Here is a 15,925-nt window from a genome sequence, read left to right as displayed (position 1 = left end):
GCCGGCAAGACCCTGGTCGAGCTGTTCGGTCTGGCGCGCGAGCTCAACATCGACGCCGAGGGCATCGACATGGGCCCGTCCCCGACGGACGCCGCCCTTGCCGCCGACCTGGCGCTGCCGATCGAGGAGCTCGAGCTCACCGTTCGTTCGTACAACTGCCTCAAGCGTGAGGGCATCCACTCCGTGGGTGAGCTCGTGGCGCGCTCCGAGGCGGACCTTCTGGACATCCGTAACTTCGGTGCGAAGTCCATCGACGAGGTCAAGGCCAAGCTTGCGGGCATGGGTCTTGCGCTCAAGGACTCGCCCCCCGGGTTCGACCCGACCGCCGCTGCCGACGCCTTCGGCGCCGACGACGACGCGGACGCGGGTTTCGTCGAGACCGAGCAGTACTGATCGCTCGGGCCTGACGGTCTGATTCTGCTGTGGTCCGGCTTCGGCTGGGCGCGCAGTTCCCCGCGCCCCTTAACGGGGCGCGGGGTCTCCGACGGACATCCGTCCGCTCGGATACTGACCTCGGTACCTGATACGGCCGGGGCAGCACACAAGGAGAAACATCATGCCGAAGCCCGCCAAGGGTGCCCGTCTGGGCGGCAGCGCTGCGCACGAGCGGCACATGCTGGCGAACCTCGCCAAGTCGCTGTTCGAGCACGGCCGCATCACGACGACCGAGGCCAAGGCCCGCCGCCTGCGTCCGGTCGCCGAGCGCCTGATCACCAAGGCGAAGAAGGGCGACATCCACAACCGTCGCCAGGTGCTGCAGACGATCACCGACAAGGGCATCGTCCACACCCTCTTCACCGAGATCGCTCCGCGCTACTCCGAGCGTCCGGGTGGCTACACCCGTATCACCAAGATCGGCAACCGTCGTGGTGACAACGCTCCCATGGCCGTGATCGAGCTGGTCGAGGGCGAGATCGCCAAGAAGGCGACCGTCGACGAGGCCGAGGCCGCCACCAAGCGTGCGGTCAAGGAAGACGCCCTCAAGAAGGACGCGGCCGTCGAGGACGCGAAGCCGGTTGAGGCTGCTGAGGAGTCGAAGGACGCCTGAGCGTTCTGACACTGCTTGCGGACGGGCCCGTATCCCTGCGAGGGATACGGGCCCGTTCCGTGTCGTGGGGAGGGTCGCCCGAAGTGCGGGAGGGTCACCTGACGCGCGGGAGGGTCAGCGGGGGATCTGGTCGCGGCACTTCGACAGCCAGTCCTTGTAGACCTGGGCGCGCTTCGTGTCCTTGAGCTGCAGGGCGCGCTTGTGGCGGTCCTCGACGTTCCTCACCAGCCTCGCACCGGTCTGCCGGCCCACGATGGCGTCGGCGGACAGGTTGTTGTTCCTCTGGAACTGCCTGACGGCTGCGACGGTCTTGTTGCCGAAGTCGCCGTCGACGGTGAGATTCGGATCCTGGACCGAGTTCAGGCCCCACTGCACGCACTTGACCGCGTAGCCCGTCGCGCCCTTCGAGAGGCTCTTGGGCGCCGCCTTGCTGACGATCTCTTCGGGGTCCGGGGCCGGCACGGGATCGAGGCTCTCGGCGGCGGCCTTGTCGGCGGCCTTGTCCGCACCCTTGTCATCGCCGCCGCAGGCGGTGAGGCCCAGGGCGAGAATGCCGGTGGTGAGCAGGGCGGCGGCAGGCGTGGTCCACTTGGTCATCGTTCCCCCGATGTTTGCGTTCCCAGTGCGGACGTACGGGACGGGAGACGCCGGTTCGGGGTGCGGGAGTTTCGTGATGCATGTCACAGGAGTTCGACAGGAGGCAGGTTCGGTGGCCGACGAGGTGGAGCCCGGTTTCGTACGGGTGCGTCTTGACCTTTCGTACGACGGCAAGGAGTTCTCGGGCTGGGCGAAGCAGCCGCGGCAGGGAACCCGGACCGTGCAGGGCGAGATCGAGGACGCGCTGCGTACGGTGACGCGCTCGGCCGAGACGTACCAGCTGACGGTCGCCGGGCGGACGGACGCCGGGGTGCACGCGCGCGGCCAGGTGGCGCATGTGGATCTGCCGCAGGAGCTGTGGGCCGAGCACGAGGAGAAGCTGCTGCGGCGGCTCGCCGGGCGGCTGCCGCATGACGTGCGGGTGTGGAAGGTGGCCGAGGCGCCCAGCGGGTTCAATGCGCGCTTCTCGGCGATCTGGCGGCGCTACGCGTATCGCGTGACGGACAACCCGGGCGGTGTCGATCCGCTGCTTCGCGGCCATGTGCTGTGGCACGACTGGCCGTTGGACGTGGCGGCGATGAACGAGGCGGCCGCACAGCTGCTCGGGGAGCACGACTTCGCCGCGTACTGCAAGAAGCGGGAAGGCGCCACGACCATCCGTACGCTTCAGGAGCTCCGGCTGGAGAGGGGCGCCGACGGGATCATCACGGCGACCGTGCGGGCCGATGCCTTCTGCCACAACATGGTCCGCTCGCTGATCGGCGCGCTGCTGTTCGTGGGGGACGGGCACCGCGGGGCGGACTGGCCGGGCAAGGTGCTTGCGGCGGGGGTGCGGGACTCGGCGGTGCACGTGGTGCGGCCGCACGGACTCACCCTGGAGGAAGTCGGCTATCCCGCCGATGAGTTGCTTGCGGCGCGGAACATCGAGGCGCGGAACAAGAGGACGTTGCCGGGGGCGGGGTGCTGCTGAGCGCCTCGGCGTCGTATGCGGAAAGACCGCGCCCCGGCCGGAGGTTGTCTCTCGGCCGGGGCGCGGTGTTGTGTGGCGGTGTGTCAGCCGCGCAGGCGTGTGCGCAGGCGGGGTGCCAGGCGTACGGCCGCGAAGCCGGCGGCGGCGAGCAGGAGGCCGATGCCGGCGATCAGGCCGATGCCGGTCGCGCCGGTGAGGGCGAGGCCGCCGTCGTCGTCCGAACCCGAGCCGCCCGAACCGGAGTCGCCCGAACCGGAGTCGCCGTCCTCGCCGCCAGGACCGGCGCCGTCGGACGGGCTGGGCGAGGGCGTCGGCTTCCCGTCCTTGCGGTCGGTGACCTCGACCTTGAACGTCGCCGTCACGTTCTTGTAGTGCGCCACGACGGTGTACTCGCCCGTGCCCTTGCCGGCGATCAGCTTCGGTGAGGTGGCGGCGCCCATGTCGGAGGTCACCTCGACGATGCGCTTGCCGTCCTCGAAGGCGGGTGCGTCCTCGTCCTGGCTCTCGACGCGGAACTCGACCTTGTCCTGGTTCACCTTGCCGCCGTGCTGCGTCACCATGGCGACGAACGGTTCGGCGAACTCCTTGCCGGCCTCGGCCTTCTGGCCGTCGCCCGAGACGGCCTCGACCTTGACGCCGTCGGTCGGATCCTTCTTGACGTAGCGGACGAACTCGACGGACATGCCGTTGTTGGTCTCGGCGCGGACCGTCATGGTGCCCTCGCGGTTGCCCGTCAGGTCCTCGACCTTGGCGAGGCCCTGTGCATCCGTCTTCACGATCTGGTCTTTGTCCGAGTGGTCCTCGAACCAGCCGGGGCTGGGGTGGTTCACGATGCTGAACGTCACGCTCTCGCCCGGCACCGGGCGGCCGTCCTTGGTGCGGGCGGCGACGACCAGCGGCTCGCCGCGGTCGTAGATGCCCACGGTCTGGTTGTCGCCGGACTCCTTGGTGAGGGTGCCGACGACCGGCTTGCTCGGGTCGTGCCACTGCAGGACCACTCGGCCGCGGCCGCCGGGGGAGTTGCCGCCGGCGCCGGCGGCGACGCCGGACTCCACGGGGGAGTTGTACGGGGCCGGTGCCCAGAACGGGTCGTCCTTGCGCGGCGGCCCGTAGACGGTACCCTCCACCATCTCCACATCGGAGATCCTGGTCACGTCGGCGTAGCTCGAACCGCCTCCGCCGCTGCCCTGGTTGAAGCGGTCCTTGCCGCCACCGCCACCTCCGCCGGCCCAGCCGGCGCCACCGCCACCGCCACCGGAGTTCGGAGCGGCGTCGCCGCCCGCGCCCCCGTCCTTGGCGTCGGCGCCCGCGCTGCCGTTTCCGCCGTCGCCGGTTCCTCCGGCGCCGCCCTTGTCGCCCTTGGCGCCCTTGCCGCCGAGCTCGCCCTCGTCGGCGTCCTTGCCGTTCTCGGCCCCGCCGTCGCCTGCGTCGCCGCCCTTGTAGCCGACGCCCTGGTCGCTGCCACCGCCGCCGCCGGCCGCGATCACCAATGGATCGCCGTCCGCCGTGCGGAGCGAGGAGCTGGCGCCGCCGTTGTAGCCGCCCCCGTTGCCCTTGCCGCCGAGCGCATCACCGAAGCCGATGAGGCCGTCCTTCGAGCCCGCGACCCGTACGTCCAGTTTCTCGCCCGGGGTGACCCGCACCTTGCCGGAGACGAAGGCACCGCTGCCGCCGCTGGTCATGGAAGTGCCGCCGCCGCCCTGCCCCCAGGCGCGTACTTCGACCTTGGTGACCCCGGTGGGGACCACGAAGTCCTCTTTGGCGCCGGTCGATTCGAAGATCCGGCACTCGTTGAAGCCGGCCGTGGGCATGCACTCCGGGGCCGGAAGCGCGACAGCCGGACCGGCGCCGCTCAGTCCGACTCCCGCCAGGACGATCGCCGCGACGGCCACGCCACTGGCGCCCCTGCGCAGCACGGAATTACCTCTGCTCACAAAATCCCCTCCACTGCCCCTGGAACCCCCCAGGGCCTGTCTGCAAGACGACGGCCGTCGATCGCCATGCGGTGCGGGATCCCCCGATCCCGGTGGTGTCCGCGGTGCTCCTGCTGTGCGGAACGTCCGGCATGAGCATGGCCGTAACAAGAGGAGACTACCGCCACATTCGTCACAGGGAAGACGGAAACCGAACGTGAAGTCGAGTGCGGTGCGGGCGAGTTCACGGATGCCGGCGGGCTGTCGCATGCCGCGCCGGTCCGGCCCGTACGGGAAAGACCGCGCCCCGGCCGGAGGTTGTCTCTCGGCCGGGGCGCGGTGTTGTGTTGCCGGTGTGTCAGCCGCGCAGGCGTGTGCGCAGGCGGGGTGCCAGGCGTACGGCCGCGAAGCCGGCGGCGGCGAGCAGGAGGCCGATGCCGGCGATCAGGCCGATGCCGGTCGCGCCGGTGAGGGCGAGGCCGCCGTCGTCGTCCGAACCCGAGCCGCCCGAACCGCCGGAGCCGTCGGCACCGCCGGCCTCACCATCTGATCCGCCCGACCCCTGGGAGGGGCCGGGGGACGGGGTCGGGGAGGTGCTGTCCTCGCCGACCTGAACGCTGAAGTCGACCGACACCTTTTCGGTCTTGACCTCGGCGATGACGGTGTACTTTCCAGTGCCCTTGCCGGCCCGCAGCTCCGGGGCGATCGCATAGCCCTCGCCGTCGGTCTTCACCCGAGCCGTGCGCAGTCCGGTGTCGAAGACCGGAGCATCCTCCGAGTCGCTCTCAACGCGGAATTCCGTCTCGAAGTTGTTGGCCGGATGGTAGACGCCTTCGGCGTCGTGTTGCGTGAGCCGTACGTGCAGACGCTTCGCGAAGGGCTTGCCGGGGTCGGCCTGCTGGTTGTCGCCGCCGATCCTCTCGAGCCGGTAGTTGTTCTCCACGACGCGCACGGTGAAGGTCACGGTGTGGCCGTTCGGTTCCGAGGCGACGACCTTGAATTCACCTACGCGGTCGGTGCGCATGACCGGCGTCTCCGCCTGTCCGCTGCGGTCGGTCTTGACCGTCACCGACTTGGGGTGCTCGCCCTCGAAGTGGGCGCCGATGTTCTGGGGATCCACGATCGCGAAGGTCACGTCCTGGTCCACCGCGGCATGGGCGTCGACGGTGTAGGCGATGACCTGTACCGGCGGGAGGGGCTCGCCGAGCCTTCGCGTCGCGCCTCCCTCTTCCTCGTACATCTCCGCGACGCTCGACTCGGTTTCGTCGACCCACTGGAAGACCACACGCCCGTCACCACCCGGACCGTTGACACCACCCTCGGCGATGTCGGAGTCGATCGGGCTGCCGTCCGGGGCGGTGTCCCAGAACGGGTCGTCCTTCTTTGGTGCCTGGTGGCCGACGCCCATCACCTGAAGATCGTCCAGAATTCGGGACTCGTCGAGATAGGTCGAGCCGCCGCCACCACTTCCGCTGTCGCCCGCGGCGTTCTTGCCGGCGCCGCCACCGCCGCCGGTGTAACCGCCACCGCCGCCGCCACCGCCGTTCTTGCCGCCGTCGCCGCCCGCGCCGCCGCCCGCGACGTCGGCACCCGAGGCCCCGTCACCGGCGCCCGCGCCGCCCGACTCGCGCTGGCCGCCCTTGCCGGCGAGCTCGCCCTCGGAGCCCGGCTTGCCCGTGTAACCACCCGGGCCGCCTTGGCCCTTGCCGGCGAGCCCCGAGCTGCTGCCGCCACCGCCGCCCGCGGCGATCAGCAGCGGCTTGCCGTCCCCACCGCGGACCGCGGAGCTGGATCCGCCACGGTTCTCCGAGGCGTTCGCACCGCTGCCGCCGAGCGCGTCGCCGAAGGCCTTGCCCGCCTCGTAACCGCCGACGTTGACGGTCAGTTGCTCGCCGGGCTTCGCGAACACCGTGGCCTGTACATAGGCGCCGGCTCCGCCGTTCGCCTGGGCGCTGCCGCTGCCTCCTTCGCCCCAGGCGGTGACACGCAGCTTCTTCATTCCGGCCGGAACCGTGAACTTCTCGGTGGTGCCCGAGAAGTCGAAGACCTTGCAGTGCGTGTAGGTCGGACGCGGCGTGCACTCGGGCTCGTCGGCCGCGCTCGCGGGGGATGCCCCGCCGGCGGTCAGACCCGCCAAGACCAGTGCTGCCGCGCCGACGCCACCGGCGCCTCTGCGCAGCACGGAATTACCTCTGCTCACAAAAGCCCCTCCCATGCCCCTGGAATCCCCCCAGGGCTTGCTCGGCACGGCCGTCGAGCGTCACGCGAAGCGGGATCCCCCGATCCCTGCGGCGTTCTGCGCGCCCTTGAGGAACGGAACGCACGGCATGACTGCGGCCGTATCGGGAGGAGACTACCGACGCAGCCGTCACATGGACCTCTCGGGTCGAACAGGAAGTCGAGGGCGGGCTGCGGCAGTCAGGGACTTCCGGGGGCGGTTACGGATTCTGCACAGCCGCCGACGCCTGTGCCTCGCCCCTGCGGTGGATCTGCTGGAAGGCCAGGCCCGCGATGTCGTCGCCGGCGGTGAAGACCTTCTTGTCCTTGGTCGTGACGTCCTTGCCGCTGGTGAAGCCTGCGACCGTGAAGTAGGCGTAGCGGCCGTACGAGTTGGCGGTCGAGCGGCAGATCGTGGTGTTGCAGAAGGCCGCGACGCCCTTGCCCGAGAGGGACTTGATCGTGCCCTTCTTGTAGGCGTCCTTGACCTTCGAGGCCTGCTTCTCCGTGTCGAAGACGGCGACGCCGACCGTGATCGCGACGCCGTCCTTCTCGTACGTGGCACGCAGCACCCGGGTGCAGTCGTTGCCCTCGAGGAGTGCGCCGAGCGGGCCGTTGGTGACCGCGCCGCAGTCCTTGGTCTCCGCGGTCGCGCCCTTCTTGTAGACCGCGCCGCCCTTGGTGAAGTCCTTGCCCGGGAACAGGCCGGCCGCGCTGAGCGGCGCCTTGTCCTTGTCCGCGCTGGAGATGTAGTCCTTCGGGTCCGGCGGCGGGGGCGGCTTGGTCTCGGCGAAGGTCGGCTGCTGCGAGGCCGTGGAGCCGGGGGCCGAGCCGGAGGGCGGGAGCTCACCCGCGGACTTCCCGTCGCCGCTGTCGTTGGCGGAGACCACGGCGACCGCGACGACGGCCGCCACGGCCACGGTGGCGAGTGCGCCGCCGCCCACCATCAGGAGCCTGCGGCGCTTCGCGCGCGACTCCGAGGCCTCGGCGAGCGCGGCCCAGTCGGGCGTCTGCGTGCCGGGCGCGCCCATGGGCGGCATGCCCGGCTGCGGCGCCCAGTGCGACTGCGGCTGCTGCGGCTGCTGACCACTGGAACCCCACTGGGGTCCCCCCTGCCCAAAGCTCATGGGGCGCATCTTAGGCCGTATCGGTGACGCCGGGTGCGGGCGTTGTACGGCGGTGGTCAGCGCGTTATGCACGGGTGATGCACGGCCTCCGGCCTAGGTTGATTGCCATGGATTGCGTAGATTCAGGGCGATTTGATGTTCTTCGCTGGCTCAGTCGGCCCGCCTCCCGCGCCATGTGGTGGGCGCTGGCCGCGGTGCTCGGGGCCGGTGTCGTGCGGACCGGGCTGCAGGCACCGGACGGCGGGATGGACAACGCGATCGTCATCAAGGCCGCGCGGACCTGGCTGGAGGGCGGATCCCCGTACGACGACCCGCACTTCCTCTATCTGCCGAGCGCGGTCCTCGCGGCCGTGCCCGAGGTGCTCCTGCCGTCCTGGCTGCTGCGCTATGCCGCGCCCGCGCTCGTCACCGGTGCGCTGGTCGCCGGCTGGGTCTGCGCGCTGCGGCTGTACGGGCTGGGTCTGCGCAGCCGGTACGCGGCGCTCGGTCTGCTCGCCCTGGCCCTCGGGTTCGCGCCGTTCGGGCACCTGATCGTGCTCGCCAACTGGACGGTCGTGGCGGCCGCCGCCCTGCCTGCCGCGCTGCTGCTCGCGCACCGGGGGCGCTGGACGGCGGCCGGGGCCGTGATCGGCGCGGCGATCGCGGTCAAGCCGCTCCTCGTGCCGGTGCTGCTCCTCTTCCTCTTCGCCCGGCGGTGGCGCGCGCTCGCGGCGGGCGTCCTGGTCCCGGCCGCCGCCTCGGGGCTCGCGGCGCTCGCGATGCCCGACCCCGCCGGGTTCTTCACGCGCACGCTCCCCTTCCTCTTCAAGGGGGACGACAACTTCGTACGGCTCTACGAGGCATCTCCCGCGGCCGTGCTGCCCAGGCTCGGGGTGCCGCAGGGCGCGGCCTCGCTCCTCGCACTGGCCTGTGCGGCGGCCGGGGTGTGGTGTGCGTGGCGGCGCTGGGGGCGCGGGGACGCAGGGAATGGCGGGTGGGGGAAGGCGAGTCCGGCGCGGCTGGGGGAGAGCGCCGTGATGGTGATGCTCGCCGCGTTCCTCGTCTCGCGCCCCTCGTACGACCACTACCTGCTCGTCGTCGTACCGCTGCTGCTCGCGGGCGCGGGCCAGGAGGGGGCGCCGGCGCGGATGGCCGGGTTCTGGGTGGCGATGGTGCCGCAGGTGCCGGGCTTCGGCTGGCCGTTCCTGGAGACGCCGTACGGCACGAGGCGGGCGTTCAAGGACGCGTTCACGCTGTGTGTGCTTGCGGTGACCGTGGGGATGCGCTGTGTCCGGCGGGACCGTGTGCCGCTGCCGCGGGCCCGTACCCTGGAGGTGGCAGAGCCTCAGGGCGAGCGCGCGTTTTGACCCGAACGGGTAAGCGCGGGTATTCTGCCAGTTCGTTATGCGTATCGGCATGGTCGCTTCCAAGCGATGAGCCTCTGCGCAAGTTCCCTGGAGCAGTTACCAGTGGCTCGCATACGGGCATCGTCCCGGCCTTTGTGAGCCCCAGCTGCATGATCGCTTCAGCGGATCCGTATGTCTGGAATCCATCCACTGAAGAAGCGAAGGCTACGAAGTGCGTACGTACAGCCCTAAGCCCGGCGATATCACGCGCCAGTGGCACGTGATCGACGCCCAGGACATCGTCCTCGGCCGTCTCGCCAGCACCGCCGCCAGCATCCTGCGCGGCAAGCACAAGCCGATCTACGCGCCCCACGTCGACACCGGTGACTTCGTCATCATCATCAACGCCGACAAGGTGCACCTCTCCGGCAACAAGAAGACCCAGAAGATGGCGTACCGCCACTCCGGCTACCCGGGCGGTCTGCGCTCCGTCCGCTACGACGAGCTTCTGGACAAGAACCCCGAGAAGGCCATCGAGAAGGCCGTCAAGGGCATGCTCCCCAAGAACACCCTGGGTCGTCAGATGCTCTCGAAGCTGAAGGTCTACTCGGGCGACCAGCACCCGCACGCTGCCCAGCAGCCGGTGCCGTTCGAGATCACCCAGGTCGCGCAGTAGTTCCGGCCACCCCCTAAGACGTAAAGAAATCTGAGGAGCATCGTGGCCGAGACCACCGCAGAGCAGCCGATCGAAGACATCGAGGCTGAGGCGCCCGAGCAGTACACGACCGAGTCCGAGGCCCCCGTCGAGGGCGAGTACACCTCGGAGTCGAACGCCGCGCGCTTCGGCGACCCGCAGCCGGCCGCCGGCCTGGGTCGTCGCAAGAACGCCATCGCCCGCGTCCGGATCGTTCCGGGCACCGGCAAGTGGAAGGTCAACGGGCGTACGCTCGAGGACTACTTCCCGAACAAGGTCCACCAGCAGGAAGTCAACGAGCCCTTCAAGGTGCTCGAGCTGGAAGGCCGTTACGACGTCATCGCCCGTATCTCGGGTGGCGGCGTGTCGGGTCAGGCCGGCGCCCTGCGCCTCGGTGTGGCCCGCGCCCTGAACGAGGCCGACGTGGACAACAACCGCGGCGCGCTGAAGAAGGCCGGTTACCTCCGTCGCGACGACCGTGCGGTCGAGCGCAAGAAGGCCGGTCTCAAGAAGGCCCGTAAGGCTCCGCAGTACAGCAAGCGTTAATCGCTGGCTGCACTGCTTGGCAGTTGCTTCTGCCACACGTTCGCCCCGGCGGCACGCTGAGTGCTGCCGGGGCGTTCGTTTTATCAACGGCCTTGGGCGTATAACGACATAAAGCGCTCAGCTGTATTCATTGGCTTGCATGCCCGGTGCTCTACAGAGCAGAACCGGGCACACGGGAAGTTCAGGTAGTTCGGAGGACAACCAGTGGGACGACTCTTCGGCACCGATGGCGTGCGCGGTGAGGCCAACGCGGATCTGACGGCCGAGCTCGCGCTCGGGCTCTCCGTCGCTGCGGCCCATGTCCTGGGGGAGGCGGGCTCGTTCGAGGGGCATCGCGCCGTGGCGGTCGTCGGACGTGATCCGCGCGCTTCCGGCGAGTTCCTCGAGGCGGCCGTCGTCGCAGGTCTGGCGAGCGCGGGCGTGGACGTCCTGCGCGTCGGTGTGCTGCCGACCCCCGCGGTCGCGTATCTCACCGGTGCGCTGGGTGCCGACCTCGGCGTGATGCTCTCCGCCAGCCACAACGCCATGCCGGACAACGGCATCAAGTTCTTCGCGCGCGGCGGCCACAAGCTCGCCGACGAGCTCGAGGACCGGATCGAGTCCGTCTACGAGGAGCACCGCACCGGCGCTCCCTGGGACCGGCCGACCGGGGCCGGCGTGGGCCGCGTCAAGTCGTACGACGAAGGCTTCGACCAGTACGTCGCCCACCTCATCGGGGTGCTGCCGAACCGGCTCGACGGCCTGAAGATCGTCCTCGACGAGGCGCACGGCGCCGCCGCCCGGGTCTCGCCCGAGGCGTTCGCGCGGGCCGGCGCCGAGATCGTCACGATCGGTGCCGAGCCGGACGGGCTCAACATCAACGACGGCTGCGGCTCGACCCACCTCGGCCTGCTCAAGGCCGCGGTCGTGGAGCACGGCGCCGACCTGGGCATCGCCCACGACGGCGACGCCGACCGCTGCCTCGCGGTGGACCACGAGGGCAACGAGATCGACGGCGACCAGATCCTCGCCGTCCTCGCGCTCGCGATGCGCGAGCGCGGGCAGCTGCGCGAGAACACCGTGGTCGCGACCGTGATGTCCAACCTCGGCTTCAAGCTGGCGATGGAGCGCGAAGGCGTCGGGTTCGTGCAGACCGCGGTCGGCGACCGCTACGTACTGGAGTCGATGAAGGAGCACGGATACGCGCTCGGCGGCGAGCAGTCCGGCCATGTCATCGCCCTCGACCACGCGACGACCGGCGACGGCACGCTGACCGGACTGCTGCTCGCCGCGCGGGTGGCCCAGACGGGCCGTTCGCTCAAGGAGCTCGCGGGCGTCATGGAGCGGCTGCCGCAGATCCTGATCAATGTGCCGGACGTCGACAAGTCCCGCGTCGCCACCTCGGCCGAGCTGGCCGCCGCGGTGACGGACGCCGAGCGTGAACTGGGCTCCACCGGCCGGGTGTTGCTGCGCTCGTCGGGCACCGAGCCGCTGGTGCGCGTGATGGTCGAGGCCGCCGACATCGACCAGGCGCGGTCGGTGGCCGGGCGCCTCGCCGACGTGGTGAAGTCCGCGCTCGGCTAGACGGACCGGGTCATACGTACGGCTGCGGGCCGGTCGTCCTTCGGGGCGGCCGGCCCGCGGGCGTATGCGGGACTAGGCAGCGGAGTCCTTTATCGGCGTACGGGTCCGGTGCCGGGACCAGAAGTACTTCTGGGCCAGGAGCGTGAGCGTGCCGGCCACGATGATGCCGAGCAGATTGAGCAGCAACTGCTCGGTGGAGCCCCACGCTTGCCTGTACAGGCCGAAGCTGAAGGCGACCGCCGCGTTGGCCGCGGCGGGCACCGTGGTCACCGAGATCGCCACGCCCACCAGGGCGCCGGACTTCGCCGAGGTCAGCGAGAGCGTGCCGGCCATGCCGGCCAGGACGGCGACGATGAACGAGAACCAGTCGGGCGCGTAGATGAACGCGGTGTTGGGCCTGTCCTTTTGGAGGCTCGCCTCGCTGAAGAGGTCGACCCATCCCATGAACAGGCTGAAGCCGAACGTCACCACCATGGCGAAGGCGAAGCCGGCGAGCAGCGCGATCAGGGAACGGGCCGCGAGCCTCGGCGCCCTCTGCACCAGCGCCGTGCAGAACCCTGCGAGCGGTCCGAACTCCGGACCCACCGCCATCGCTCCCACGATCAGGATCGCGTTGTCGAGCACCACACCGCAGGCCGCGATCATCGTGGCCAGCGTGATGAAGGCGAGGTAGGTGACCGAGAGCGTCGACTCCTCGTGGGTCGCCTCGGACAGCTGCTCCCACAGGACCGCGTCCGAACCCTCGCCGGGCGCCGCGTCCTCGGCCTGGTCGGCGCGCTTGGAGAGCGACAGGTCGATGTTCTCGACGGCGATCGAACCGCACTCGTCGATGCCCAGCTCCCGCAGCCCGCCGAGCAGTTCGTCGCCCGCCTCGCGCGCCACGTCGCAGAGCACGACATCGCCCTGCGGGTTGCGGGCCGCACCGGCGAGCACCGCGAGGTGCGTGGTGCCCACGGTCTTCTCGATCAGCTGTACCACTTCGTCCGTACGGTCGGACGGTGTGATCAGGCGAAGGTGCAGCATGTCGGCACCATAGCGCCGGGCCGGACACCGGCGCACCGGGCGGTCGGGACGGAGCGCGGCGACCCGGCGGTCAGGGCATGGACCGCAGCGACCGCGCGAGTCCGTCGGGCTTGTCGCTGCGGTCGATGATCCGGGACAGGGCGAGGCGGACGGCCGCGGTGGTCTCCTCGCCGAGCTCGTCGGTGAGCTGCTTCTCGTACGCCTCCTGGAAGCGATGGCCGCTCTCCATGAGGGCGATGCAGCGCTCGGTGCGGACCAGCCGCTTGACCCTGCCGTCGGCGGGATCGGGCACGCGGTCCACGTAACCGGCCGCGACCATCTCGTCGACGAGCTTGGCCGCGCCCTGGTGGGTGATCTCCAGGCGGGTGGCCAGCTCCTTGATGGTCAGGGGCTCCTTGGCGATCAGCTTGAAGGCGTAGCCGAAGGCCGGGCGCAGGCCGGTGTGGCCCTCGGCTGCCAGGTGCTCGTGGAGTTCGGTGACCACCTGCTGGTAGGCGAGGCCGAGGAGGAGACCGAAGGGGGCGTCGTCGCGTTCCATGCTTCTTTCATTCCAGGGGTTGACGATACTCAACCATGGTTGTACAACTTATGTTGTGCAACTTCAGTTGTACAACTTCTGGAGAGGAAATTGCCTTGCCGATTATCCACGCATCCGAAGCCCCGACGTTCGACATGCCCAACGCCACCTTCACCGGTCTCGCCGCCCCCAGCCGGGGAGCCAAGGAGACCTGCGTCTGGAAGACCCGCGTGCACCCGGGCGCCCAGCCGGCCCTGCACTCCTTCGACCACGAAGAGGTCCTGGTGGCCGTCTCGGGTGCGGCCGTCGCCGTACTCGACGGAGTGGAGCACCAGGTGACCGCGGGCGACGCGATCATCGTGCCCGCCGGTACGGAGTTCGGTCTGGGCAATCCGCACGACGAACCGTTCGAGGCCGTGGTCGCGCTGCCGGTCGGCGCGATGGCCTTCATGAACGGCCAGTCCCTGGTCCCGCCGCCCGCCAAGTAGGAGGTGTCAGAGCTTGCGCAGGCGCAGGCGTTGGACCTTGTGGTCCGGGCCCTTGCGGAGGACCAGGGTGGCGCGCGCCCGGGTGGGGGCCACGTTCTGGGTCAGGTTGGGGAGGTTGATGGTCTGCCACATGCGGCGGGCGTAGGCCATCGCCTCGTCCTCCGGCACCAGCGTGTGGCGGTGGAAGTACGAGTCCGGGTTCTGGAAGGCCGTCTCGCGCAGCTTGCGGAAGCGGCTGAGGTACCAGCTCTCGATGTCCTCGGGCTTGGCGTCCACGTACACGCTGAAGTCGAAGTAGTCCGCGAGGCCGACCCGGGTCCGGCCGTCCTTGCCGGGCAGCGCGGGCTGCAGGACGTTGAGGCCCTCGACGATCAGGATGTCGGGGCGGCGCACGGTGAGGCGCTCGCCCGGCACGATGTCGTACTTGAGGTGCGAGTAGACCGGGGCGGTCACCTCGTCCTTGCCGGCCTTGATGTCCGCGACGAAGCGGGTGAGCGCCCTGCGGTCGTACGACTCGGGGAAGCCCTTCCGCGACATCAGGCCGCGGGCCTCCATCTCCTTCATGGGCCACAGGAAACCGTCGGTGGTGACCAGTTCGACCCGAGGGTGCTCGGGCCAGCGCGCGAGCAGGGCCTGGAGCAGACGGGCCACCGTGGACTTGCCGACGGCGACGGAGCCCGCGACTCCTATGACGAAGGGCGTGCCGTTCTGGGTGCCGTGCCCGTCGCCCGTGTCCAGGAAGGTGTTCAGCGCGCCGCGCAGGGTGTCGGTGGCGCCCACGTACAGATTGAGCAGCCGGGACAGCGGCAGATAGACGTCGCGCACCTCGTCGAGGTCGATCACGTCCCCGAGACCGCGCAGCTTCTCCACCTCCGCCGCGGTCAGCGGCAGCGGTGTCTTGTCGCGCAGCGCGCTCCACTCCGACCTGGTCAGGTCCACATACGGGGTGGGCTCCGTGCGGCGAGGGGTGCCCGGCAGCGGCGAGGTGATCACAGAGTCATTGTTGCGGCTCCATGAACAGGGTGTGGCGTGGGGTGCGTCACGCGGGTGCCCCCGCGGGCCTCGCTTCCGTCCCCGCGCGGAACCCCCGCCTGCCCGCGGACCTCACTCCCCGGCGGCGATCCGGTCCCGTGCCTCCTGCAGCAGGTGCAGGTACTCGGCCTCCTCGCAGCGGGGCTTGCTGCCCATCTCGTACAGGTCGAGGGCGTCCTCCAGGTCCTCGCCCAGATCGTCCTCGGGCAGGTCGAGGCCGAGCTTGTGGTGGATGTCTCCGGAGAAGTCGGCTCGGGCTCCGGCCCTTGCGGTCTTCTTGCGGGCGAATATCCGTCGGCGTATCGGCACCATGCCCCCCAGCACAGAACCCGGCGCCGCGGTCGTGGCCCCGGTTCGGCGAACGTAACCCCTGGGGGAGCGCCGGTCCATACCTGCGCGCCCGTCGCCTGTGCCCGCGTGCGCCCTCCACCTGTGCGCCGCCGGTCCGCCCCGTAGGCTGCCGCCATGCGCGCACCACAGCCGGGCAGGGCCGGATGATCATCGGGGTCGGGATCGATGTGGCCGAGGTCGACCGCTTCCGGGCCTCCCTGGAACGCACGCCGTCGCTCGCACAACGGCTGTTCCTCGACAGCGAGTTGTACCTGCCGAGCGGCGAACGGCGCGGCCCCGCCTCGCTCGCCGCCCGTTTCGCGGCCAAGGAGGCGCTCGCCAAGGCGCTCGGGGCGCCGGCGGGACTGCACTGGACCGACGCCGAGGTGTACGTGGAGGACAGCGGGCAGCCGCGGCTCCGTGTGACCGGCACGGTGGAGCGGCGGGCGGCCGAGCTCGGGGTGCGCGGCTGGCATGTGTCGTTGAGCCACGACGCGGGCATCGCGTCCGCCGTGGTGATCGCGGAGGGGTGATC

17 protein-coding genes are annotated in these 15,925 nt (G+C 70.1%); 9 read left to right on the top strand and 8 right to left on the bottom strand.

Going from position 1 to position 15,925, the window contains the following annotated elements; all coding sequences use genetic code 11:
• Together H9Y04_RS32890 and rplQ are read left to right on the top strand one after the other, a co-directional pair.
• Window positions 1-393, top strand: a 393-nt coding sequence (locus H9Y04_RS32890; RefSeq protein WP_030045290.1) for a DNA-directed RNA polymerase subunit alpha C-terminal domain-containing protein, incomplete at its 5' end; no start/stop codon positions are given.
• A gap of 163 nt (window positions 394-556) precedes the next feature.
• Window positions 557-1,048: a 50S ribosomal protein L17 gene (gene rplQ, locus H9Y04_RS32885; protein ID WP_187817752.1), complete on the top strand. Its 492-nt coding sequence runs from the start codon at window positions 557-559 to the stop codon at window positions 1,046-1,048.
• A 114-nt stretch (window positions 1,049-1,162) separates the two neighbouring features.
• On the opposite strand, the gene H9Y04_RS32880 is transcribed toward rplQ, so the two are convergent.
• Window positions 1,163-1,645: a peptidoglycan-binding domain-containing protein gene (locus H9Y04_RS32880; protein WP_187817751.1), complete on the bottom strand. Its 483-nt coding sequence runs from the start codon at window positions 1,643-1,645 to the stop codon at window positions 1,163-1,165.
• 112 nt (window positions 1,646-1,757) lie between these two features.
• On the opposite strand from H9Y04_RS32880, the gene truA reads away from it, so the two are divergent.
• Window positions 1,758-2,615: a tRNA pseudouridine(38-40) synthase TruA gene (gene truA, locus H9Y04_RS32875; RefSeq protein WP_187817750.1), complete on the top strand. Its 858-nt coding sequence runs from the start codon at window positions 1,758-1,760 to the stop codon at window positions 2,613-2,615.
• An 83-nt stretch (window positions 2,616-2,698) separates the two neighbouring features.
• Here truA and H9Y04_RS32870 read toward each other — a convergent pair whose 3' ends face one another.
• The 3 genes from H9Y04_RS32870 to H9Y04_RS32860 form a co-directional block, all read right to left on the bottom strand.
• Window positions 2,699-4,549 (bottom strand): Ig-like domain-containing protein, encoded by a 1,851-nt coding sequence (locus H9Y04_RS32870; RefSeq protein WP_187817749.1) that lies wholly within the window; start codon window positions 4,547-4,549, stop codon window positions 2,699-2,701.
• 337 nt (window positions 4,550-4,886) lie between these two features.
• Window positions 4,887-6,728 (bottom strand): glycine-rich protein, encoded by a 1,842-nt coding sequence (locus tag H9Y04_RS32865; RefSeq protein ID WP_308801369.1) that lies wholly within the window; start codon window positions 6,726-6,728, stop codon window positions 4,887-4,889.
• A 238-nt stretch (window positions 6,729-6,966) separates the two neighbouring features.
• On the bottom strand, window positions 6,967-7,872 hold the full coding sequence (locus tag H9Y04_RS32860; RefSeq protein ID WP_187817747.1) for a hypothetical protein: 906 nt from the start codon (window positions 7,870-7,872) through the stop codon (window positions 6,967-6,969).
• 173 nt (window positions 7,873-8,045) lie between these two features.
• On the opposite strand from H9Y04_RS32860, the gene H9Y04_RS32855 reads away from it, so the two are divergent.
• The 4 genes from H9Y04_RS32855 to glmM all read left to right on the top strand — a co-directional run bounded on the left by H9Y04_RS32855 (window position 8,046) and on the right by glmM (window position 12,000).
• A complete protein-coding gene (locus H9Y04_RS32855; protein WP_236071762.1) occupies window positions 8,046-9,218 on the top strand; it encodes a glycosyltransferase 87 family protein in 1,173 nt (390 codons plus the stop codon).
• A gap of 211 nt (window positions 9,219-9,429) precedes the next feature.
• On the top strand, window positions 9,430-9,873 hold the full coding sequence (gene rplM, locus H9Y04_RS32850; protein WP_165332376.1) for a 50S ribosomal protein L13: 444 nt from the start codon (window positions 9,430-9,432) through the stop codon (window positions 9,871-9,873).
• 42 nt (window positions 9,874-9,915) lie between these two features.
• Window positions 9,916-10,437 (top strand): 30S ribosomal protein S9, encoded by a 522-nt coding sequence (gene rpsI, locus H9Y04_RS32845; protein WP_165332377.1) that lies wholly within the window; start codon window positions 9,916-9,918, stop codon window positions 10,435-10,437.
• Between the two features lie 204 nt (window positions 10,438-10,641).
• Window positions 10,642-12,000, top strand: a complete 1,359-nt coding sequence (glmM, locus tag H9Y04_RS32840) for a phosphoglucosamine mutase (protein WP_187817745.1) — start codon at window positions 10,642-10,644, stop codon at window positions 11,998-12,000.
• A gap of 72 nt (window positions 12,001-12,072) precedes the next feature.
• Here the strand turns inward: glmM and H9Y04_RS32835 are convergent, their stop codons facing one another.
• Window positions 12,073-13,023 (bottom strand): DUF389 domain-containing protein, encoded by a 951-nt coding sequence (locus H9Y04_RS32835; protein WP_187817744.1) that lies wholly within the window; start codon window positions 13,021-13,023, stop codon window positions 12,073-12,075.
• A gap of 70 nt (window positions 13,024-13,093) precedes the next feature.
• Window positions 13,094-13,561, bottom strand: a complete 468-nt coding sequence (locus tag H9Y04_RS32830) for a MarR family winged helix-turn-helix transcriptional regulator (protein ID WP_187817743.1) — start codon at window positions 13,559-13,561, stop codon at window positions 13,094-13,096.
• Window positions 13,562-13,656: 95 nt separating this feature from the next.
• On the opposite strand from H9Y04_RS32830, the gene H9Y04_RS32825 reads away from it, so the two are divergent.
• Window positions 13,657-14,028, top strand: a complete 372-nt coding sequence (locus H9Y04_RS32825) for a cupin domain-containing protein (RefSeq protein WP_187817742.1) — start codon at window positions 13,657-13,659, stop codon at window positions 14,026-14,028.
• A 6-nt stretch (window positions 14,029-14,034) separates the two neighbouring features.
• On the opposite strand, the gene coaA is transcribed toward H9Y04_RS32825, so the two are convergent.
• Entirely contained in the window at window positions 14,035-15,021 is a 987-nt protein-coding gene (gene coaA, locus H9Y04_RS32820) for a type I pantothenate kinase (protein WP_187817741.1), read from the bottom strand.
• A 111-nt stretch (window positions 15,022-15,132) separates the two neighbouring features.
• Entirely contained in the window at window positions 15,133-15,372 is a 240-nt protein-coding gene (locus H9Y04_RS32815; protein ID WP_187817789.1) for a hypothetical protein, read from the bottom strand.
• Window positions 15,373-15,554: 182 nt separating this feature from the next.
• On the opposite strand from H9Y04_RS32815, the gene H9Y04_RS32810 reads away from it, so the two are divergent.
• On the top strand, window positions 15,555-15,923 hold the full coding sequence (locus H9Y04_RS32810) for a holo-ACP synthase (RefSeq protein ID WP_187817740.1): 369 nt from the start codon (window positions 15,555-15,557) through the stop codon (window positions 15,921-15,923).
• Window positions 15,924-15,925 lie beyond the last annotated feature (2 nt).

The organism is Streptomyces polyasparticus, from assembly GCF_014493765.1.
Lineage (GTDB): Bacteria > Actinomycetota > Actinomycetes > Streptomycetales > Streptomycetaceae > Streptomyces > Streptomyces polyasparticus.
Note: the sequence above shows the minus strand (reverse complement) of the source record. Positions and strands in the feature narration are given on the sequence as shown.